Here is a 20,511-nt window from a genome sequence, read left to right on the forward strand (position 1 = left end):
ACCCAGTTGATGCCATCGCACGCAGGCAAGCCAGCTCCCACATTTGACCGTGCCCGCTGTAGATTTTGATCTTGATGTTGCCTTTGCTTCACACCACTCAAGCCGGCCTGTAGGCCGCTGTGTTCTTGATCTGCTTTTGATCTTGATCTTAGGCGCCCCGTTAAACCACGCTGGCCGAACGCAGGTAGTACGGAGCGGCTAAACCGGCAGGACGCCGGTTTAGCCGCGACGGGGCAGGGACGCCCCGTCGCGGCGGCCCGCGCAGTAGTACCGGAGTGAGGGCACACCGAGCCTAGGCGAGGTGCCGAGTGGTGGGGCAAGAGCGTTTTGCTTACTTTTGCGCTGTTCAAAAGTGAGCCGCTGTAAGAGCGGAACCCATAGCCGCCATTACCTAAATAACGGATATACACACCAACCCAAACCAAAGGCAAAAAAAAGGCCGCACCCTGCCAAGGAGACGGCCAAAAAAATTGTCGAGGCATTTGAAACTAACGTGCAGTAATCACCGACAGCTTGGTAATCCCCGCGCGCTCGATAGACGCCATGGCTCGCGCCACTTCGCCGTAGTTCACTCCATCATCAGCCTGCAGTTGCACCCGAACGTCCGGGTCCTTGGCCTTGGCCGACTGCAGGTTGAATTCCAGCAGGTCCGGCTGGATTTCATCCTTGTTGATAAACAGTTTGCCGGCCGCATCAATGCTCACCACCAGCGGATCTTTCTGCTCCACCGGGGCCACGGCCTCCGTCTTGGGCAGGTTGATCGGAATCGCGTTGGTCAACAGCGGCGCGGTGACGATAAACACCACCAGCAGCACCAGCATCACGTCCACCAGCGGGGTGACGTTGATCTCGCTCAGCACCTCATCACTGTCTTGCGTGGAGAAGGCCATCTCAGGACGCCTCCTTCACTTTTTGCGCGCCGCCCTGGGCACCACCCGCCTTGCTCAGCGTCGGGTGCAGCAGCACGCGGAAGGAGTTCTTCTGCGCCAGGCTGTAGAAGTCGTGGGCGAAGTCATCCAGGTCGGCGGCGGTGAGTTTCAGGCGACGCAGGAAGTAGTTGTAGACCAGCACTGCTGGCACCGCGACGGCGATACCCACGCCGGTGGCAACCAGTGCAGCACCGATCGGGCCGGCCACGGTTTCGAGGCTGGCGGAACCGGCGGCGCTGATGCCTTTCAAGGCTTCCATGATGCCCCACACGGTGCCGAACAGGCCGATGAACGGCGAGGTGCTGCCGATACTCGCGACCACGGCCAGACCGGTTTCCAGGGAGCGGCGCTCACGTACGATTTGTTGGCGCAGGGCACGTTCGAGGCGGTCCTGATGGTTGATCGCCTGGCTCAAGTCCGCGGCGTGTGGCGCGTCACCGACCTGGATCGCGGCGTAACCGGCCTGGGCCACGCGGGCAGCGGCGCCGGGTTTGGTTTCGGCGAGTTCTGCGGCCGAATCAAGACTCGATGCCGCCCAGAACTGTTTGTGGAATTTGCGATCCTGGGACTTGAGGCGGCCGAACTGGACGCCCTTGAGCAGGGCCAGGCCCCAGGTGGCGACCGAAAAGACCACCAGCAGCCAGATAACCGCGCTTTCGATGGATTCAGTTGGAGATGCTAATGCCATGATGTTTTCCCTCTGTGCAGGTCGCGATGTGTCCAACACACCGCATCCCAATAATTAATGAATCTTGAAATCGATCGGTACGCTGACCCAGCCGTCCTGGGCCACATCGCCCTGCTTGGCCGGTACAAAACTCCAGCGCTTCACGGCAGCCAGTGCGGCTTCGTCGAGTTGCTGGCGACCACTGCTCTTCTGGATCTGGATCTCACCCGGTTTGCCGGTAGCCAATACATGCACCCGCAACAACACCGTGCCTTCCCAACCCCGGCGCTGGGCCAGTGACGGGTATTCGGGCGCCGGGTTCTTCAGGTACGCGGCGTTGGCCGAGGCCGGCGTTACCGGCGCTGGCGCAGGCGGTGCCGGGGCTGGAGCCGGTGGCGCAGGTACGGGCGGCGCGGGCGGCTGCTCCGCCACCGGTTTCGGTGCGGGCTTGGGCACGGGCTTTGGTACCGGCTTGGGTTTCGGAATCTTTTTCGGCGCCGGCTTGGCGGCCAGCTCATCGACCACCGGTGGCGGTGGCTCGACGACCGGTGGCGGCGGCGGTGGCGGCACTGGCGGTGGCGGCTCCACAACCGGCGGCGCCGGCTGGGAAAATTCGATCGTCATCGGCGGAATTTCCGGCGGCACAATCGGCAGCACCGGGGTTGGCTTCTGGCTGACCCAATAGATCACCGCGCCATGCAAGGCCAGCGCGAGAATCCCCAACAGGATCGCTTCACGCCGACTCAACACACCCTTGGGGGTTTTCTGCGTACGCAACTGCCCCAACGGCGCGCGATGCGGCCGGCCAAGGTCGACCAACTCACCACCCGGTGCGTGGCGCCACTGCGCCTCTTGTGCACTGGCGGCGGTCTGGACATTGCCCATTGATTAACTCCCCTGCGGTCTTAAGCAAAAAAAACCGACGGGCCTGCCTTGGCGGCCGTCGAGGGGTGAATCATCGGGGGCAGACGCTTATCTCTTAAAGTAATCTTTAAAGTTATGGATAGATCCAAAGTGAATAACCGAAACATCCGGATACGCCGAAGCCACGGCCTGCGCGGCCTGGCGCCGAGGGGCTAAATCTGAATGCTTTTGAGGCATACAAAATATTCCCTAAAGGCATGGCTCAGCGCGGGTTACTGGCACATAAATCCAGCAGTTGGCTCAACAATGCCTGCCCCGCCGCACCCAGGCCGTTACGGCCATACAGCGCCAGCCGCACGCCCTGCACGGCCGGCAAACCGCTGTCCGCGCCCAACACCACATGCCCGGGCTGCACCACCCGCACCGGCAGCAGGCTGATCCCCAGCCCCGCCGCCACCGCCGAGCACACGCTGGCCAGGCTCGCGCTGGAATAACCGATGCGCCAGCGCCAGCCGCCCACCTCCAGGTGATGCAGCATTTCATTGCGGTACAGACCGCCTGCGGGAAATGCCACCAGCGGCAGCGGATCACGCCCCAGGGACGGCGCACTGCGGCTGTCGACCCAGCACAACGGCTCCGGCCAGGACGCCAGGCAGTCATCGCTGTCGCCCATTTGCTTGACCAGCAGCACGTCAAATTCACCGCCGCGATAAGCCCGCAGCAACTCGGGCCCCAAGCCGCTGGTGACCTCCAGCCGCACCCGTGGATAAGCCTGCACAAACGCCGACAACAACGGCATCAGACGCTCGGCCGCAAAATCCTCGGGCACCGCCAGGCGCAGCACACCGTCGCTCTGCTGGTTGATCAGCACGTCGGCCGCCTCTTCGTGCAGCGCCAGGATGCGCCGCGCATACGCCAGCAACCGCTCGCCTTCCACCGTGGCCACCACGCGGCGCTGATCCCGGTCGAGCACCTGGCTGCCCAACGCCTCTTCCAGGCGGCGGATCTGTTGGCTGACTGTGGACTGGGTCAAATGCAGGCGCTCGGCCGCGCGGGTGAAATTGCCGCAATCAACCACGGCGACAAAACTGCGCAATAACACGGGATCGAACATGGGCTCACCATTCCATTTGCCACTGATTGGCATGGTTATATTTAATTTCAGAATACCCCTACGGCTGCCCATACTTCACGCCTCAATGCGCACGAGGGGTTTTGCATGACTGACGATCAACGGCACCTGCACCACGCGGTGCAACTGGCCCAGGCCAACGTAGCCGCCGGTGGCCGCCCGTTTGGCGCCGTGCTGGTGCGCGACGGCGAGGTGCTGGTGGAAGCGGTCAACGAAATCCACTTGAGCCAGGACCCCACCGCCCACGCCGAGATGCTCGCCATCCGCGCCGCCAGCCAACAACTCGGCCCGCGCCTGGAAGGCTGCGTGATCTACGCCAGCGGCCAGCCCTGCCCGATGTGCCTGAGTGCGATGTACCTGTGCGGGGTATCCCGCGTGGTATTCGCCGCCAGCAACGAAGTGGCGGCGCCGTTTGGCCTCTCCACAGCCGCGATCTACCAGCAACTGTCGCTGCCGCTGGCGGAGCAAAAGTTGCCCGTACAGCACCTGCCGCAGGCGGCGATGCAGGCCCTTTACGCGCAATGGCAGGCCCTGCATGACGCTGAATAATTCGGTCGCCGGCAAACTCGCCGGCTGGGGCTTGCTGGTGGTGCTGGGGCTGAACCTGCGACCCATCCTCAGCTCCATCAGCCCGTTGCTGGGGGAAATCCGCCTGGCCACCGGCCTGAGTTTCCAGAGCAGCGCCCTGCTCACCAGCCTGCCGGTGATCTGCATGGGCCTGGTGGCATTGGTGGGTGTGCGCCTGGAGGCCAAGCTGGGGGAGCGTCGCGGGATCGCCCTCGGCCTGATGATGATTCTGCTGGCGTGCCTGGCGCGCTGGCTGTTTGGCCAGGCGCCGGCACTGCTGGCCACGGCGCTGTTCGGCGGCGCAGGTGTGGCGCTGATCCAGGCATTGGTGCCGGCGATGATCAAGCGCCAGTTTCACCAGCGCGTGCCATTGGCGATGGGGGTTTACTCGGCGTCGCTGATGGGCGGCGGTGGGTTGGCCGCGCTGCTCAGCCCGCTGGTGGCTGGACATTTCCAGCACTGGCAGGCGGGGCTTGGGATCTGGTTGCTACCGGCGCTGGGAGCGTTGTTGCTGTGGGCCTGGCTGCCATTGGGCGCGGCAAAAAAACCGCAGGTGACGGCGCCGTTCCAGGGCCTGCGCAACCGTCGCGCATGGCTGCTGGCGCTGTATTTCGGTTTGGTGAATTGCGGCTACATGAGCATGGTCGCGTGGTTGCCGGCCTACTACCAGCAACTGGGTTGGGACGTATTGCCCAGTGGCTCGCTGCTGGCGTTCATGACGATCTTCCAGGTCATCGCCGCGCTGTTGATGCCCGCATTGGCGCAACGCGGCATTGATCGTCGACCGCTGCTGAGCATCAGCCTGTTGGCCCAGACCGTGGGCTATATCGGCTTGCTGACGGCGCCGCTGCAATTCCCGCACCTGTGGGTGGCGCTGATCGGCTTCGGCCTGGGGGCGTGTTTTGCCCTGAGCCTGCTGCTGACCCTGGATCACCGCCGCGACCCCCGAGAAGCCGGCCAGCTGGCTGCGTTCGTCCAGGGCGTGGGCTTTTTGATCAACGCCATTTCGCCGTGGCTGACCGGCTGGCTGCGGGAACTGACCGGCAGTTTCGTCAGCGCCTGGATGGTGCTGACGCTGACGGTGGTGGCGATGCTGATACTCACCCGGGTGTTCAGCCCGGCGACTTATAGCACCGCACCGGCTGTGGCCTAGAAGTCGTAGCGACCGGTCACCCCGAGCGTCCGCGGGGTGCCCAGCAGCCCTTCATACCCACCGTTACCACCGGTCCACAAGGTGGTGTAGTAGGTCTTGTCGAAGGCGTTCTTCAGCCACAGCGACACGTCCCACTGCCCTTGCTGGTAGTTGCCCCGCAGGCCGGTGGACAGGTTGACCACCGCGTAGGCCGGGATCTGCCCGTAATCGGAATCTTCCACCGTGCCCACCGCCTTGGAGCGGAACGCATAGCTGGCGGTTACGTAGGGTTCGAAGCCGTTATCGAGGTTCCACTTGTATTCGCCATTGGCGTTGGCAATCCACTTCGAAGCGCCCACCACCTGGTGACCACTCAGGTCGCATGAAGCCGGCGCACCTGGCCGCAGGCTGACTTCCGGCGGGCACGGCGCATCCTTATACGAGAGGTATTGCACGTCGTTGTACGAGCCGTTGAGGTTGAGCGTGAGGCCCTTGATCGGGATCAGCGTGCTCTCCACTTCCACGCCCCGTGAGCGCACCGAGCCGGCGTTGGTCAGGTACTGCACGCGGTTGTTGTCGTCGTAGGCGTTGGTCTGGTAGCCGTTGACCTGGGTCCAGAACAGGTTGGCGTTGAGTTGCAGGCGGCGGTCCCACAAGGTGCTCTTGAACCCCAACTCGGCGTTGTTCGCGCGCTCGGTGCCGATCAACAGCGAGTCCGGCCCGGCCGTGGGCGCGGAGCCTACCGCCAGGTTGACCCCACCGGATTTCTCGCCATGGGACAAGGTGGCGTAACCCAACACGTTGTCGTTGAAGCGATAGCTCAGGTTCAACAAGCCGGACGGGCTGGTGCTGTATTGGTTGAGGTCACCGGAGTCGTAAGCCCCCGCTCGCCCGCGTCGTGCAGTGGCCGCCGCACCGGTGACTGCGTCGCCGCCAATGGGCGCGTTACGGGTTACCCAGGCGCTTTTCTGTTCATAGGTGCCACGCAGGCCGGCGGTGAAGTCCAGGCGTTCGGTGAGGTGCCAGGTGCCTTGGGCGAACAGCGCAAAACTGTCGGTGCGGATATGCCCGTTGCCCACGCTGCTGACGTTGTTCAGGGCGCCCGTGGGCGTGCCGTTCCAGATGTCGGCCTTGGGCCCGTAATAGGCGAAGGATTTGTTATCCAGGTCGGAACCGAAGTAGTAGGCGCCGAGCACGTAATCGAAAAAGCCGCCGGTGGGCGAGGCCAGGCGAAATTCCTGGGACCACTGCTTGTCTTCCACCGACACGCCGGCGTTGTAGGACGCCGGTACGTTGAGGCCGTCGTCGTTGCGCGGGGTGAAATTCCACCAGCGGTAGGAACTGACCGAGGTCAGGGTGAAGTCACTGGGCAGGGTCCAGTTGGCTTCCAGCGAGGTGCCGCCCTGGAACACGGTGACATGCTGGTCGCTGTCGAGGTTGACCTTGCGGTGTGTGCCGTCGACCAGGGTCGCCCCCGCCGCTGCGGCCCGCGATTGATACAGGTTGGTGCCATTGATGGTCGGCCCGGTGCTGTACAGCACACGGGTGCCGGCGCTGGAGTCTTCTTCGTTGTAGTCGCCGATCCAGCGCAGGTTGAACGTATCGCTGGGCTTGTACAGCAGTTGCCCGCGAAAGCCCTGGCGTGAGCCTCCGTTGAGGTCGTGGCCGTTGTACTCGTTCTTGATGTCGCCGTCGCTGCGGGTGCGATACGCGGAAAACCGTCCCGCCAGGTCCTCGGTCAGCGGGCCGGAAATCGTGCCCTTGGTCTGGAAATAACCGTCCTCGCCCAGTGACGTTTCAATGCTGCGCTCCGGGGTAAAACTCGGCGCGCGGGTGCTGATATTGATCACCCCGGCAGTGGTGTTCTTGCCGAACAGCGTGCCTTGGGGACCGCGCAAAACTTCAAGCTGCTCGATGTCCATGAGGTCGAACACGGCCATCCCCGGCCGGCCCAGATACACGTTGTCGATGTACAGCCCCACGCTGCCTTCCAGGCCGTCACTGGCCGGGTTATTCCCCAGCCCGCGAATCGACACGCTGGACTGGCGCGCATGCATGTACGCGACGTTGACGCTGGGCACCAGTTGCTGCAAATCCTGAATCCGGTAGACCCGCTGGCTCTCCAGGGCCTGGCCGCCGATCACGCTCATGGGCGTGGGCACGTCCTGGGCACTTTCGGTACGCCGCCGCGCCGTCACCGTGACCGTTTCCAACTGGCCACTGGCGCTCTCACCCTTGGGCGCAGGCGCGGGCTCCTCGGCCGCCTGGCTGCTGGACCAACTGGCACTTCCCGCCAGTAACAGCGCCACGGGCAAGCGTTTCAGCCGCCAGGAAGAGGGAGGGACAGCGCGATTCAACAGGCTCATAAGCGGCTCCAGTGTCAGGAAATACGCTGGATCGCATATTCCTAAAGGCTATTTATTTATGTTTTTACAAACATTTACTGCATAAGAGATAGCCTTTATAAGGAGTCGACCTAATGCATAGCCAATGCATTTCCCCGATATTTTCAATGTGAAAAATGCATATCGACCTGCGCCAACTTCGCCACTTCATCGCCCTTGCCGAGCAACGCAGTTTTGTCGCGGCGGCGGTGACCGTGAACCTGTCGCAATCGGCCTTCAGCCGCAGCATCCAGGCGCTGGAACTCAGCGCCGGGTGCCAGTTGGTGGACCGTGGCCGCAAGGACCTGGCGCCGACCAAACAAGGCCAGGTGCTGCTCGAACATGCACGGCGGCTGGTCAGTGGCGCCCAGCAACTGGCCAATGAAATCAGCCAATTCAACGGGCTGGAGGCCGGAGAGTTACGTTTCGGTTGCGGCCCGGCGCCCGCTGCCGGGCTGATCCCGAAAGCCATCGGCAGTTTCATCGGGCGCTATCCCAAGGCCCGGGTGCAGTTCCAGGTGGACGACTGGCAAAGCCTGAGCAAGCGCCTGCTCAGCGAAGAGTTCGAATTTTTCGTCGCCGACACCCGGCACTTTGAAGCCAACCCGGACTACCAGACCCACCGGCTGCGCCCGCGCAAATGGTACTTCTGCTGCCGTGCCGGGCATCCGTTGGCAACCCGGGAAAGCGTGACCGGCGCAGAATTGATGAGTTATCCGCTGGCGGTGACCATCCGCCCGCCGAACCTGCGCAAGGTCATCGTCGACCTCAGTGGCCGGCCCGACTACACGCCCAACGTCGAATGCGAAAACGGCTATAGCCTGCTGGGCGTGGTGCTGCGTTCGGACGCCATCGGCATCGTCAGCGCCAACAGCGACGTGCTGCACATGGCCCGTGGCGAACTGGTGTGCCTGCGCATTGAAGGCCTGGCCGAAGACCTGGAGGAGCGCTACACCCGCTACGGGATTGTCAGCCGCGCAGGGTATCGCCTGTCACCGCTGGCCGAGGCGATGATCGAGCAGATCAAGGTGATCGATGAGCAGGATGAAGAGGTGTGTGCGCTGGAGAATTTTGCTGTCTGAGCGACCGCTATCGCAGGCAAGCCAGCTCCCACAGGGGAATGCATTTCAAAGGTGGGAGCTGGCTTGCCTGCGATAGCACCGGTCGCCACACCTATGCGCCCACTGCATGAAACCCATTCCCCGAATGCACTTGCTTCAACGCCTGCCAAGCGGCGAAATCGTTCGCCTGTCCTCCGTTCGGTGAAGTCTCATGTCCCACCCCAAACCTGTGCGCAACGTGCTCTACATCATGTGCGACCAACTGCGCCGCGATTACCTCTCGTGCTATGGCCACGCCCATTTGCACACCCCCCATATCGACCGCCTGGCCGCCGCCGGCGTGCGCTTCAGCCGGGCCTACACCCAAGGCACGATTTGCGGCCCGTCGCGGATGTCGGCCTACACCGGGCGTTACGTCAGCAGCCACCAGGTGGCCTGGAACGCGGTGCCGCTGCCCCTGGAAGAACTGACGATCGGCGACTACCTGCGGCCCCACGGCATCCGTACCGCGCTGGTGGGCAAGACCCACGCCACGCCCAATCTCGAGGCCTTGCAACGCCTGGAGATCGACCCCGACAGTGCCCAGGCACAACCGCTGAACGAAGTGGGCTTCGAGGCGTATTTCCGGCACGACGGAATCTTCCCCGACAGCCCGCTGTTCACCGAAAAACGCGAGTCCGCGCCCTACACCCACTACTTGCGCGAGCAGGGCTACGACAGCGCCAACCCGTGGCACGAATGGGCGAATGCGGCGGCCGGCGAATCCGGGGAGATCCTCAGCGGCTGGCACATGCGTAACGCTCACCTGCCGGCGCGGGTGGACGAGCAGCACTCGGAAACCGTCTACACCACCGACCGCGCCATCGACTTCATCACCGAACAAGGCGAGCAGCCGTGGTGCCTGCACCTGTCGTACATCAAGCCACACTGGCCCTACATCGCCCCGGCGCCGTACCACGCGCTGTACACCGCCGAGCAGGTGCAGGCACCGATCCGACCCGCTCCCGGAAAGGCCAGCGATCACCCGGTGTACCAGGCCTTCCGGCAGCACCAGGAGAGCCTGAATTTCTCCCGGGACGCAGTGCGGCTTAACGTGATTCCGACCTACATGGGCCTGATCAAGCAGGTGGACGATCAACTCGGCCGGCTGTTTGATTTCCTCGAAAGCAATGGCCGCTGGGACGACACGCTGATCGTGTTTACCAGCGACCACGGTGACTTCCTCGGTGATCATTTCCTGGGTGAAAAGGAATTCCTGCTGGAGCCGGCGGTAGGCATTCCACTGATCGTGCGCGACCCGCGTGCCGCCGCCGATATCAGCCGAGGCACGGTGGATGAGCGCCTGGTGGAAACCATCGATGCCTTGCCGACGTTCCTGCAAGCCTTGGGATTACCGGGTGCCGAGCATCGCCTTGAGGGCCGCTCGTTGATTCCGCTGCTGCACGGCGAAGACATCGACTGGCGCCGCTACGCCATCGCCGAATACGACTATGCGTTCCAGGCCCCGGCCCGCGAACGCCTGGAGCAGCCCATCGACCGCTGCCGCATGACCATGGTGCGCAGCGAGCGCTGGAAATACCTGGCCTACGACGGTTACCGCGCGCAGTTGTTCGACTTGCAGAATGACCCGCAGGAACTGCATGACCTGGGCACCGACTCGGCGCATGCCGATGTGCGCGAGGCGCATCGGGGTTATCTGTTCGAATGGCTGCGGGGCTTGAAGCGGCGCACCACCATCAGCCACGCCGAGATTGATCTGCGTGGCCAACGGTTTCGGTATGGCGAGCCGGAGGCAGAGAAGGTGGTGCAGATCGGCGTCTGGTGACGCCGAAACCCGCTTTTGTGGCGAGGGGGCTTGTCCCCCGTTGGGCTGCGAAGCAGCCCCAATAAGGTACATGCGGTCTGCCAGATACAATGACGTTGGCAGTTCCTGGGGCCGCTTCGCAGCCCAACGGGGGACAAGCCCCCTCGCCACAGCAAGCCCCCTAGCCACGAATATTGCGGTGGTTTTATAGGCCGCGGGTGGTCTGGCTGCGCTGCCCCTGTACGCTCACCGGCACATCGCCCTTGAGCGTCACCCGGCGCACGATGCGCTCCTGGGTGCCGTAGTCATCCACCGCGTAATGCTGGGTGGCGCGGTTGTCCCAGATCGCCACGTCGCCGGTGTTCCAGCGCCAGCGCACGGTGTTTTCCAGGCGCGTGACGTAGCTTTGCAGGAGGTTGAACAGGTGCGCCGAATCCACCTGTGAATAGCCCTTCAGGCGTTTGACGAAGTGCCCCAGCAGCAAGGTTTTTTCGCCACTGACCGGGTGCACGCGCACCACCGGGTGTTCGGTCTCGTAGACCGTCGAGGTGAAGACCTTGCGGTACTCCTCGAGCTTCTCCGGCGATACGTCCGGCTTGCGCGCGGCGTAGTCGTATTCATTGCTGTGCACGGCCCAAAGCTTGTCCGCCAGCTCACGCAGTTCGGCATTCAGGTCGTTGTAGGCGGCAGCGGTGTTGGCCCAGACGGTGTCACCGCCCGAAGCCGGCGCCAGCACCGAACGCAGGATCGAGGCTTTCGGGTAGGCATCGACGAAGGTCACGTCGGTGTGCCACGAGTTGGCGCGCTGGCCACGGGCGCCGTCCAGTTCCAGCAGGAACCGTGTGCCGTCGCGCACCGGTACGGTGGGGTGGGCAATCGGCTCGCCGAGCAGATGGGCGAAAGCTTCCTGGCTCTGGTCATCAAGGTGGGTCTGCTCGCGGAAGAAGATCACCTTGTACTGCACCAGCGCCTGCTGGATGGCTTCGACCGTGGCGGCATCCAGCCCGCCGGATAACGTGATGCCACGGATCTCGGCGCCAATGCGTCCGGCTACCGGGTGGATATCCAGCGCCAGGGCGACGGGTTGAACAGCTAGTGCGGCGTTGCTCATGGTGATGACCCTCATGTGCCAGCTTTCGGTTGGGAGTAGCGTGCAACAACGCTCTATTCATATGCATTTTAGGTCTAGCAAATGAACGCATGCTTCGTTGACGGAATAAGAGCTTGCATTTAAAACCTCAGCTCCCCCGGTCGCAAATGCCTTCGACCTATTTTTCAGATGCCAGGAAAGCATATGGATCTTCGCCAACTGCGCTACTTCATTGCCCTCAACGAACACCGCAGTTTTGTGCGTGCCGCCGACGCCATGGGCATCACCCAACCGGCGTTCAGCCGCAGCATCCAGGGGCTGGAGCAGGAGTTCGGCTGCGTACTGGTAGACCGTGGCAACAAGGACCTGCGTCCCACACCCGAAGGCCAGGTGGTGCTGCAGCACGCCCTGACCCTGGTGCACGGCGCCGCGTTGCTGAGCAGCGAAGTCACGCGCATGACCAAGCTCGATGCCGGCGAACTGCGCTTCGGTTGCGGCCCGGCGCCGGCGGTGAAACTGGTGCCGGACGCGGTGGCGCGCTTTATCACCGCCCACCCGAAAATCCGCACCAGCTTCCAGGTGGATAACTGGGAAAAACTCAGCCGCAGCCTGAGCCGCGAAGAGATCGAATTCTTTATCGCCGACATCCGCCAGTTCGAGTCCGACCCGAACTTTCAGACCCGGCCACTGACGCCCAAGCGCGGGGTGTTTTTCTGCCGACCGGGGCACCCGCTGTTGGCCAAGGACAGCCTGTCCACCAACGACATGTTCGATTACCCGTTGGCCGCGCCGCTGATTTCCCAGGGCATTCGCAAACTGCTGGCGAACCTCAGCGGGCGCATGGATTTTTCCCCGAGCATTCACACCGAGCACTTCCCGGCCTTGGTGAAGATCGTGTTGCAGTCCAACGCCATTGGCGTGGGCACCGAGGAAGCGTTCGCCGAGGACGTTGCCAAAGGTGAGCTGGTGCTGCTGCACTGGCGCAACCTGCCGCAGAACCTGGAGAGCCTGAATGCGCGTTGCGGGATCGTCAGCCGCACCGGTTTTCGCTTGTCGCCGGCGGCGAAGGCGATGATCGAGACGCTGGTGGCGGTGGATCAACAGGAGGTGAGTGTGGCGGTTTGAGAACCGCCCCCTCGCTTCAGATTCCGGCTGCTGCCAGCTTCGGCGCTACCCAATCACTCACCTGGAACGGCTTGCGGATCAACCGCTGCTGGGACGCCAGGTCCACCTTGTCCTGCAATTTGGCGAGGAACACCGGGTCGAGGGTCGACGGGAAAATCTCGCTGAGTTTCTGGTCTTTCAAGTCGTTGGTCAGGATCACCGGTGGATAACTCGCCAGCCCCGACACCAGTTGGATGTAGGCCTGTTTGTTGTTGTCATCGGTCAACCATTGCACCGCCTGCTGCTGTGCCTGGAGCAGCGTGGCCACGGCTTCAGGGTGCTCATCGACAAACGTGCCACTGCCCACCAGCACACCCTGGATACTGCCGGCATCGCCCAAATCCTTGGTGCTCAGCGGTATCTCGGCCAGGCCCTTGGCTTGCAGCGCACTCAGGCCCGAGCTGCCCCAGGTCGCGTCAATCTGCTTGGCAGCCAGTGCGGCGACGGCGGCGTTGAAGTCCAGGTTGATGACTTTCAGATCCTTCTCACTCAAGCCCTGGCTGGCCAATGCGCTGTCGAACGACAGCTGGCTGGCGGTGCCACGGAACACCGCAACGCGCTTGCCCTTGAGGTCTTGCAAGGTCTTGATGCTCGAACCGGGCACCACTCCCAGATAATGTTTCACGCCTCGGGCACTGGCACTCAACAAGCGCGTGTCGAGGCCGTTGGACTTGCCGATGATCGCTGCCAGGTCGCCCAGGTAGGCAAGGTCCACCTGGCCATTGGCAAAGGCTTCGTTGATCACCGGGCCTGCGCCCTTGAAGAAATTCCACTGGATCTTGATGCCCTGCTCGGCGAAGGCCTTTTCGAAGATCTGCTGTTCGCGCAGCACGTCCACCACCCCGCCGCCGCTGTGCTGGGTACCGGCGCTGAGGTCGGGCACGGCAATCCTGATTTCCTTGAGGTCGGCAGCCTGTACCAGCCCGGCCAACGCCGTACCGGCGACCAGCGTGATCATGCGTTTGAAGGGCAGCTTCATGGGTGTTGCTCCTGTGGGCGGCGGTTGCCTGGGGAGCAGAAAGTAGGCACAAGCGGGTCAAAACTTTAAATACTATAAATTCACAATTTAATAGCTTTCGGGTCTATAGGCGGCCAAACGCAGGCTCCAGAGGGTTATGCATCAACAGCATGGAAAATATTCTTCAAATGCATTGGATGCGTGTCGGGTGGCGGCTTTAAATGGTTTTTCTTATCCCTCAATCGTCTTGATTGTTTGTTTATAAGATCAAAAAAACATAACGCCCACCGGACAACGGAGGTCATCCATGGCCCGAATCTCGCTGTTGAGCCTGCCACTGGCGGCCCCTGCCCAAGGGCGGCAGCCACGTTGGCCGCACCTGGGCGAGCGCCTGTTGCCCTGGCTGCTGCCGCTGGCATTGTTTGCCCTGTGGTGGCTGGCCAGCCGCAATCACTGGATGAGCGAACAGATTCTGCCTGCACCGTCGCTGGTGTGGAGCAGCGCCGTGGAGCTGGCTGGCGGCGAGTTGTGGAGCCACTTGGCGATCAGCCTGCGACGACTGTTCTGGGGCTTGTTGGCGGGCGTCAGTGCCGGCGCCGTGCTGGGCGCCCTTTTGGGTTTCAGTCCCCGGGCCGAGCGCCTGGTGTTCCCGACCTTCAGCGCGCTGTCACAGGTCCCGACGCTGGCGTGGATCCCGTTGTTCATGGTGTTTTTCGGGATTGGCGAAACCTTGAAATTGGTGGTGCTGGTCAAGGCCATTGTGGTGCCGGTCACCCTGCATACGCTGGTGGGCGTGCGCGATGCCCAGCCCGGCCTGCGCGAAGCCGCACGGGTGCTGCGCCTGCCGTCTCACCTGTTGATCCGGCGCCTGATCCTGCCGGCCGCACTGCCGGCGTTCATGGCCGGTGTGCGCCTGGCACTGGCCGCCGGCTGGACCTCGTTGCTGGCGGTGGAGCTGCTGGCCTCCAGCGAAGGCATCGGCTACCTGATGGTGTGGGCGCGGCAGCTGTTCATGCTGGATATCGTCTTCGTATGCATCGTGGTGATCGGCGTGCTGGGGGTGGTCATGGACCGTGGCGTCGGCTGGCTGGACCGCAAGTGGGTGCACTGGCCGCACCCGGCCACCGCGCAGATTCGCCGTGGCCCGCGCTACCAGGGCTGGCAGCGCTTGCAGCCGTGGCTGCTGCCGCTGGGTTTGTTGGCACTGTGGCAACTGGCAACGCAGCAGGCCTGGGTGGATCCGAACATCCTGGTCAGCCCATGGGCAGTGCTGCAAACCGCAGCCGCTGGGGTGCTGGATTTGAGCCTGGTCAACGCGCTGACTCTGAGCCTCGGGCGCACTTTGGGCGGTTTGGTGCTGGGGGGTGGCCTGGGCTTCCTCGTGGGCTTGCTGCTGGGCCTGTCGCGCACCAGTGAACGCGTGCTCGGCCCGACCCTCGCCGCCCTGCGCCAGATCGCGATTTTCGCCTGGGTGCCGCTGCTCACCGCCTGGTTCGGCCTCGGTGAATTGGCCAAGTGGGTATTCATCGCCCTTGCGGCGTTTTTCCCGTTGTTTATCGCCACCCAACGCAGCGTGCTGAACCTGTCACCCCATCTGAATGAAGCCGCTCAGGTCCTGCGCTTGAGCCTCGGCCAGCGCCTGCGCCGGCTGGTGCTGCCGGGTGCGGCAGCCGGGATTTTCGCCGGCCTGCGCCTGAGCCTGATCTACGCCTGGCTGGGCACCATCGGCGCCGAATATTTCATGCCGTCCAACGGCGGCATCGGCAGCCTGATGATCGGCGCCCAGCAGTTGCTGCGCATGGACCTGATCATGAGCGGCATGCTCCTGGTGGGCCTTACCGGCGCCACTCTCAACCTGATCGGCCAACGTATCGAAACCCGCGCCACCCGCTGGAGACACGCATGAACGCACCTATCGTCAGCTTCACCCATGTGGGCAAATCCTTTGATGTCGACGGCTTCGAACTGGAGGCCATCCGCGAATTCAACCTGGACATCGCCGAAGGTGAGTTCGTCGCGATTGTCGGTTCCAGCGGCTGTGGCAAATCCACCCTGCTGCGCTTGCTGGTGGGCCTGGATACGCAGTTTCGCGGCCAGATTAGCGTGGATGGCAAGGCGGTCAGCGGCATCGGTGGCGAACGCGGCATCGTGTTCCAGGAGCACCGTCTGTTCCCCTGGCTGACGGTGGAAGAAAACATCGGCCTGGGGCTGGTCAACGAGCCCCTGAGCGCCGCCGAAAAGCAGCAGCGCGTCGGCGATTTCATCGAACTGGTAGGCCTGACCGACTTCACCCGCGCCTACCCGCACCAACTGTCCGGCGGCATGGCGCAACGGGTGGCAATCGCCCGTGGCCTGGTGGCCAGCCCGCGCATCCTGCTGCTGGACGAACCCTTCGGCGCCCTCGACGCCCTGACCCGCCAGCAGATGCAGGACGAGCTGTTGGCCATCCGCGCGCGGGCCAGAATCACCACGATCCTGGTGACCCACGACGTGGAAGAAGCAATTTTTCTCGCCGACCGCGTGGTGGTGATGGAACCCCGCCCGGGGCGGATCAAGCAGGTGGTGGATATCGCCCTGCCCCATCCACGCCAGCGCAGCAGTTTCGACTTTCATCAGTTGCGTGAAGAACTGCTGCACGAACTGATCAGCGATGACCACTACCAGCCACCGGTGCGCGAACACATCCGCGACCTGCCCCTGGCCTTTATTGCCTGCTGACGAGGAGCGTATTGATGCCGCAACGTCCCAACTTTTTAGTGATTCTGGCCGATGACATGGGCTTCTCCGACCTGGGCGCCTTCGGTGGCGAAATTGCCACGCCGCACCTCGACGCCCTGGCACTTAACGGCCTGCGCCTGACCGACTTCCACACCGCGCCCACCTGCTCGCCAACCCGCTCGATGCTGCTCACCGGCACCGACCATCACATCGCCGGGATCGGCACCATGGCCGAGGCGCTCACCCCGGAGCTGATCGGCAAGCCGGGCTACGAGGGTTACCTCAACGACAAAGTGGTCGCCCTGCCGGAACTGCTGCGCGACGCCGGTTACCAGACCCTGATGAGCGGTAAATGGCACTTGGGCCTGACCGCCGAACTGGCGCCCCACGCCCGGGGTTTCGAGCGTTCGTTCTCGCTGTTGCCGGGGGCGGCCAACCACTATGGCTTCGAGCCAACCTACGACGACACCACGCCGGGCCTGCTCAAATCCACCCCGGCGCTGTACATCGAAGACGACACTTTCGTCGAACAGTTGCCGGAGGGTTTCTACTCCTCGGACGCCTTCGGCGACAAGCTGCTGCAGTACCTCAAGGAGCGGGACCAGAGCCGGCCCTTCTTCGCCTACCTGCCGTTTTCCGCCCCGCACTGGCCGTTACAGGCGCCGGCGGAGATCGTCGAAAAATACCGCGGCCGCTACGATGCCGGCCCCGAAGTGCTGCGCCTGGAACGCCTGGAAAAACTCAAGGCGCTGGGGCTGATCGATGCGGATGTGGAGCCCCATCCGTTGATCGAATTGAACACCCAATGGGCGGCCTTGAGCGAGGAGCAACGCCAGGTCTCGGCGCGAGCCATGGAGGTGTATGCGGCGATGGTCGAGCGCATGGACTGGAACATCGGGCGGGTGGTCGAGTACCTGCGCCGACAGGGGCAACTGGACAACACCTTCATCCTGTTCATGTCGGATAACGGCGCCGAAGGTGCCCTGCTGGAAGCGTTCCCCAAGTTCGGCCCGGAGCTTCTGACCTACCTCAACCAGCACTACGACAACCGCCTGGAGAACATCGGCCGCGCCAATTCCTATGTGTGGTACGGCCCGGCCTGGGCCCAGGTGGCGACCGCCCCGTCACGGCTGTTCAAGGCGTTTACCACCGAAGGCGGGATCCGCGTGCCGGCGCTGGTGCATTACCCACAGCTGTCCCTCAAGGGGCGGATCAGCCATGGTTTCGGCACGGTGATGGACATCACGCCGACCATTCTCGACCTCGCCGGCGTGCGCCATCCGGGCAAGCAGTGGCGCGGCAAGCCGGTGGCGCCGTTGCGTGGCAAGTCGTGGTTGGGGTTCCTGTCCGGCGAAACCGAACAGGTGCATGACGAACACACCGTCACCGGCTGGGAGCTGTTTGGCCGCCGGGCGATTCGCCAGGGCCAGTGGAAAGCCGTGTACATCCCGGGGCCCGTGGGGCCCGCCACCTGGCAGCTGTACGACCTGGGCCAGGACCCCGGCGAAATCCATGACCTTGCTCAGAGCCACCCACAAAAACTGGCGACCCTGATCGGCCACTGGCAGCAATACGTCGAAGAAACCGGGGTGATCCTCAGCGCGTCGCCGTTTCAGCCGGATTGATCGCCACCGACGGATGGGTTGCGCGCTCGAACCGATTGGCCCGCGCAAACGTGCCGAAATCGTTGAAGCGCACGCCCATTTCGGCCATCACCTTGTGCGCCGTTTTCACCGTCATCTGGCGGATGTAGAACGGCTCCTTGACCACGAAATGATGAATCCCGTGGGTGCTGCCGAAGTTGAAGCAGAACGCCTGCAACGGCCATAGCCACCAAGGGTTGAGCACCTGGGTTTGCTGGATCACATTGCCCGGCTCGATGTCGCCGTAGTAGTGCATGTTGGAGCTGACAAAGTGCAGGCAGAAGGTGCGCAGCACGTTGGGGCCGATGATCACCACGGCGGCGATGTCGATCACGTGCATCACCGCCAGCGTGTTGGCCGACCAGTCGATCGGCGCGCCCAGCAGGCTGGCGATGCCATTGGCCGCATGGAAGCCGAGGAATACATACCACGCGCCCCAATGCAGCAGCGCCAGCGGTGCGTAAACCAATGCCGTGCGCTTGAGAATACCCAGCTTATGCTTCCAGGACGGAGCCCGAAACACCCGGATCAGCGCCGACATGATGTTGTCGCCGACCATCAGCAACCGCGCCAGGCCCCAGGGTTCACCGTTGGTGATTGCCCGCTCTTCGATGTCGGTTTCGCTGCCGGACACCTTGTGGTGATTGAGGTGGAGATGGCGCCGCACCCAAGGGTTGATGGTGCTCGGCCGCGCCAGCCACACCAGGCCCATCATCAGGTTGTGGGGCAGGCGTTGCTTGCGAAAGTACATGCTGTGGATCAGGTCGTGTTCCAGCTCGTGGGTCAGTGACGCCAGGAACGCGTTGAGCAACAGGCACACCCACCACGCCATATGCCCGGTGATGTACAGCGCCGCGGAACCCAGCATGCCCACCAGGGCAAAGGCCAGGATGCCCGCGCCCAACGCGTCCTGATGCAGCAGCCACGGATGGCGCTGGCGCAATAACTGCCCCTCGGCCAGCACCACTTCACGGATATGCGCTGAACGCTGTTGCGCGTTCATCTGCCGGGGGCTTGCAGAAGTACCGTCCATGCTTCCATCCTCTGTCTTATTGATGCGTACATCCTGCCCTATGCGATCTGGCGGGACGCTAGCCCCACACGCCAACCTGTTGACCGCAAGCGCCAATCAACATGACCGAACCGACCTCCCTCGCCAGCTGGACCCGCGCCCTGCGCAAGCAGCTCGACGCCCTGGACCTCGACAGCGCCGCGCTGTGCGCCCAGGCCGGGCTCGACCCGCAGTTGATGGACGATCCCAATGCACGCTATCCGCTATCGGCCACCACGCGCCTGTGGGAACTGGCGGTGCAGGCCAGCGGCGACCCGGCGATTGGCTTGCGGGTGTCGCGGTTTGTCAGCCCCACCACCTTTCATGCCCTGGGTTATGCGCTGGTGGCCAGCGGCAGCCTGCGGGAAGTGTTCGAGCGGATCGTGCGCTATCACCAGGTGGTCAGCGACGCCCTGAGCCTGGAGCTTAGCCGGGAGGGCGAACGTTACCGCTTTCGCCTGCAGCAGCCCGCCGGCACGCCCGCGCCGGCGTTTGAGGCAATTGATGCGTTCGCGGCGATCTACGTGCGCACCTGCCGCAATCGCCTGGGCCGCGAGTATGCGCCGCTGGCGGTGTACCTGCGGCGGCCCGAGCCGGCCGACCCCAAACCGTGGCACACGGTGTTTCGCGCGCCGGTGTTTTTTGCCGCCGAGGAAGACCGGCTGGAATTCGCCGCCCGGGACTTCGACAGCCACCTGGACGATGCCAATCCGGAGTTGGCCGAACACAATGAAACCGTGCTCAAGCGCACCCTGGCGCAACTGCGCCCGCTGACCTGGGAGCGCAAAGTGCGTTCGGCCATCGAAGCGCAACTGCCCGACGGTGAGCCAAGCGCCGAGCGGATCGCCCAGGCGTTGCATTTGAGTTTGCGCAGCCTGCAGCGGCACCTGGCGGACGAGGGTTGCCGGTTCGATGCGCTGCTGAATGAGTGCCGGGAGAACCTCGCGCTCCTGCATTTGCGGGATCCCGAGTGTTCACTGGCGGAAATCAGTCATTTGTTGGGATTTGCCGATACCAGCAGCTTTAACCGGGCGTTCAAGCGCTGGACCGGGATCACGCCGGGGCAGTTTAGGGATGGGTGTACGGACCGGACACATGGTTGACGGGTGTGCGGGGACATGGTGGACACTTTTCGGCGAGCTAACTTCGCCGGAAAACCATCATGCCCTGGAATACGAGAGACGCCATGAGCCTGAAAAAAGAGTTCGTTGCCTTTGCCCGGCAGCCCGGCAGCAATAAACGAGAACTGTGTCGACGGTTCGGTATCAGCCCCCAAACCGCATACAAGTGGCTCGAGCGCTACGAAGAACAAGGCCAGCAAGGTCTGCTGGAGAAATCCCGCAGGCC

Annotated in this window: 18 protein-coding genes; 10 read left to right on the plus strand and 8 right to left on the minus strand. The window is 63.2% G+C overall.

What is annotated here, in order from left to right; all coding sequences use genetic code 11:
• Window positions 1-488: 488 nt before the first annotated feature.
• From P3C29_RS31915 to P3C29_RS31930, 4 genes are all read right to left on the minus strand, one after another.
• Complete coding sequence (locus tag P3C29_RS31915; protein ID WP_003218118.1) at window positions 489-890, minus strand: biopolymer transporter ExbD; 402 nt, start codon at window positions 888-890, stop codon at window positions 489-491.
• 1 nt (window position 891) lies between these two features.
• Window positions 892-1,620: a MotA/TolQ/ExbB proton channel family protein gene (locus P3C29_RS31920; RefSeq protein WP_177120271.1), complete on the minus strand. Its 729-nt coding sequence runs from the start codon at window positions 1,618-1,620 to the stop codon at window positions 892-894.
• 51 nt (window positions 1,621-1,671) lie between these two features.
• Complete coding sequence (locus P3C29_RS31925; RefSeq protein WP_063033616.1) at window positions 1,672-2,481, minus strand: energy transducer TonB; 810 nt, start codon at window positions 2,479-2,481, stop codon at window positions 1,672-1,674.
• Window positions 2,482-2,722: 241 nt separating this feature from the next.
• The gene (locus P3C29_RS31930) at window positions 2,723-3,574 is read right to left on the minus strand and encodes a LysR family transcriptional regulator (RefSeq protein ID WP_169386655.1); all 852 of its coding nucleotides are present in this window, start codon (window positions 3,572-3,574) and stop codon (window positions 2,723-2,725) included.
• Between the two features lie 105 nt (window positions 3,575-3,679).
• Between P3C29_RS31930 and P3C29_RS31935 the strand changes: the two genes are divergently transcribed.
• Entirely contained in the window at window positions 3,680-4,141 is a 462-nt protein-coding gene (locus tag P3C29_RS31935; protein ID WP_275966396.1) for a nucleoside deaminase, read from the plus strand.
• A complete protein-coding gene (locus P3C29_RS31940; RefSeq protein ID WP_275966397.1) occupies window positions 4,128-5,312 on the plus strand; it encodes a CynX/NimT family MFS transporter in 1,185 nt (394 codons plus the stop codon). The genes P3C29_RS31935 and P3C29_RS31940 overlap by 14 nt, the downstream gene beginning before the upstream one ends.
• Here the strand turns inward: P3C29_RS31940 and P3C29_RS31945 are convergent.
• Window positions 5,309-7,657, minus strand: coding sequence for a TonB-dependent receptor (locus P3C29_RS31945; protein ID WP_201125867.1), 2,349 nt, complete (start codon window positions 7,655-7,657; stop codon window positions 5,309-5,311). The genes P3C29_RS31940 and P3C29_RS31945 overlap by 4 nt on opposite strands.
• 155 nt (window positions 7,658-7,812) lie before the next feature.
• Here P3C29_RS31945 and P3C29_RS31950 point away from each other — a divergent pair, with 155 nt between their 5' ends.
• Both P3C29_RS31950 and P3C29_RS31955 read left to right on the plus strand, forming a co-directional pair.
• Window positions 7,813-8,757, plus strand: a complete 945-nt coding sequence (locus P3C29_RS31950) for a LysR family transcriptional regulator (protein WP_010168858.1) — start codon at window positions 7,813-7,815, stop codon at window positions 8,755-8,757.
• A gap of 190 nt (window positions 8,758-8,947) precedes the next feature.
• A complete protein-coding gene (locus P3C29_RS31955) occupies window positions 8,948-10,561 on the plus strand; it encodes an alkaline phosphatase family protein (protein WP_275966398.1) in 1,614 nt (537 codons plus the stop codon).
• A gap of 184 nt (window positions 10,562-10,745) precedes the next feature.
• Here the strand turns inward: P3C29_RS31955 and P3C29_RS31960 are convergent, their stop codons facing one another.
• Complete coding sequence (locus P3C29_RS31960) at window positions 10,746-11,651, minus strand: TauD/TfdA family dioxygenase (protein WP_169386661.1); 906 nt, start codon at window positions 11,649-11,651, stop codon at window positions 10,746-10,748.
• Window positions 11,652-11,834: 183 nt separating this feature from the next.
• On the opposite strand from P3C29_RS31960, the gene P3C29_RS31965 reads away from it, so the two are divergent.
• Complete coding sequence (locus P3C29_RS31965; protein ID WP_010168852.1) at window positions 11,835-12,755, plus strand: LysR family transcriptional regulator; 921 nt, start codon at window positions 11,835-11,837, stop codon at window positions 12,753-12,755.
• A 16-nt stretch (window positions 12,756-12,771) separates the two neighbouring features.
• Here P3C29_RS31965 and P3C29_RS31970 read toward each other — a convergent pair whose 3' ends face one another.
• Window positions 12,772-13,773: an ABC transporter substrate-binding protein gene (locus P3C29_RS31970; RefSeq protein ID WP_275966399.1), complete on the minus strand. Its 1,002-nt coding sequence runs from the start codon at window positions 13,771-13,773 to the stop codon at window positions 12,772-12,774.
• A gap of 286 nt (window positions 13,774-14,059) precedes the next feature.
• On the opposite strand from P3C29_RS31970, the gene P3C29_RS31975 reads away from it, so the two are divergent.
• The 3 genes from P3C29_RS31975 to P3C29_RS31985 are packed head-to-tail and all read left to right on the plus strand — an operon-like array spanning window position 14,060 to window position 18,095.
• Entirely contained in the window at window positions 14,060-15,658 is a 1,599-nt protein-coding gene (locus tag P3C29_RS31975; protein WP_275966400.1) for an ABC transporter permease subunit, read from the plus strand.
• Window positions 15,655-16,470: an ABC transporter ATP-binding protein gene (locus P3C29_RS31980; RefSeq protein WP_275966401.1), complete on the plus strand. Its 816-nt coding sequence runs from the start codon at window positions 15,655-15,657 to the stop codon at window positions 16,468-16,470. The genes P3C29_RS31975 and P3C29_RS31980 overlap by 4 nt, the downstream gene beginning before the upstream one ends.
• Before the next feature lie 14 nt (window positions 16,471-16,484).
• The gene (locus P3C29_RS31985) at window positions 16,485-18,095 is read left to right on the plus strand and encodes an arylsulfatase (RefSeq protein ID WP_275966402.1); all 1,611 of its coding nucleotides are present in this window, start codon (window positions 16,485-16,487) and stop codon (window positions 18,093-18,095) included.
• On the opposite strand, the gene P3C29_RS31990 is transcribed toward P3C29_RS31985, so the two are convergent.
• Window positions 18,067-19,146, minus strand: a complete 1,080-nt coding sequence (locus P3C29_RS31990) for a fatty acid desaturase (RefSeq protein WP_201125863.1) — start codon at window positions 19,144-19,146, stop codon at window positions 18,067-18,069. The two genes, P3C29_RS31985 and P3C29_RS31990, sit on opposite strands and share 29 nt — an antisense overlap.
• A 101-nt stretch (window positions 19,147-19,247) precedes the next feature.
• On the opposite strand from P3C29_RS31990, the gene P3C29_RS31995 reads away from it, so the two are divergent.
• Both P3C29_RS31995 and P3C29_RS32000 read left to right on the plus strand, forming a co-directional pair.
• Window positions 19,248-20,267, plus strand: a complete 1,020-nt coding sequence (locus tag P3C29_RS31995) for an AraC family transcriptional regulator (RefSeq protein ID WP_275966403.1) — start codon at window positions 19,248-19,250, stop codon at window positions 20,265-20,267.
• Between the two features lie 59 nt (window positions 20,268-20,326).
• The coding region (locus P3C29_RS32000) for a helix-turn-helix domain-containing protein (protein ID WP_275966404.1) at window positions 20,327-20,511 on the plus strand (185 nt) is incomplete at its 3' end.

The sequence above is a fragment of the Pseudomonas sp. 1912-s genome (assembly GCF_029269205.1).
Lineage (GTDB): Bacteria > Pseudomonadota > Gammaproteobacteria > Pseudomonadales > Pseudomonadaceae > Aquipseudomonas.

Excerpts from the sequence above, each read along its gene's own strand:
- P3C29_RS31945 (WP_201125867.1), bottom strand. The coding sequence starts at position 7,657 with ATGAGCCTGTTGAATCGCGCTGTCCCTCCCTCTTCCTGGCGGCTGAAA.
- P3C29_RS31995 (WP_275966403.1), top strand. The coding sequence starts at position 19,248 with ATGACCGAACCGACCTCCCTCGCCAGCTGGACCCGCGCCCTGCGCAAG.
- P3C29_RS31990 (WP_201125863.1), bottom strand. The coding sequence starts at position 19,146 with ATGGACGGTACTTCTGCAAGCCCCCGGCAGATGAACGCGCAACAGCGT.
- P3C29_RS31925 (WP_063033616.1), bottom strand. The coding sequence starts at position 2,481 with ATGGGCAATGTCCAGACCGCCGCCAGTGCACAAGAGGCGCAGTGGCGC.
- P3C29_RS31970 (WP_275966399.1), bottom strand. The coding sequence starts at position 13,773 with ATGAAGCTGCCCTTCAAACGCATGATCACGCTGGTCGCCGGTACGGCG.
- P3C29_RS31915 (WP_003218118.1), bottom strand. The coding sequence starts at position 890 with ATGGCCTTCTCCACGCAAGACAGTGATGAGGTGCTGAGCGAGATCAAC.
- P3C29_RS31935 (WP_275966396.1), top strand. The coding sequence starts at position 3,680 with ATGACTGACGATCAACGGCACCTGCACCACGCGGTGCAACTGGCCCAG.
- P3C29_RS31960 (WP_169386661.1), bottom strand. The coding sequence starts at position 11,651 with ATGAGCAACGCCGCACTAGCTGTTCAACCCGTCGCCCTGGCGCTGGAT.
- P3C29_RS31975 (WP_275966400.1), top strand. The coding sequence starts at position 14,060 with ATGGCCCGAATCTCGCTGTTGAGCCTGCCACTGGCGGCCCCTGCCCAA.
- P3C29_RS31985 (WP_275966402.1), top strand. The coding sequence starts at position 16,485 with ATGCCGCAACGTCCCAACTTTTTAGTGATTCTGGCCGATGACATGGGC.
- P3C29_RS31940 (WP_275966397.1), top strand. The coding sequence starts at position 4,128 with ATGACGCTGAATAATTCGGTCGCCGGCAAACTCGCCGGCTGGGGCTTG.
- P3C29_RS31965 (WP_010168852.1), top strand. The coding sequence starts at position 11,835 with ATGGATCTTCGCCAACTGCGCTACTTCATTGCCCTCAACGAACACCGC.
- P3C29_RS31930 (WP_169386655.1), bottom strand. The coding sequence starts at position 3,574 with ATGTTCGATCCCGTGTTATTGCGCAGTTTTGTCGCCGTGGTTGATTGC.
- P3C29_RS31955 (WP_275966398.1), top strand. The coding sequence starts at position 8,948 with ATGTCCCACCCCAAACCTGTGCGCAACGTGCTCTACATCATGTGCGAC.
- P3C29_RS31980 (WP_275966401.1), top strand. The coding sequence starts at position 15,655 with ATGAACGCACCTATCGTCAGCTTCACCCATGTGGGCAAATCCTTTGAT.
- P3C29_RS31950 (WP_010168858.1), top strand. The coding sequence starts at position 7,813 with ATGCATATCGACCTGCGCCAACTTCGCCACTTCATCGCCCTTGCCGAG.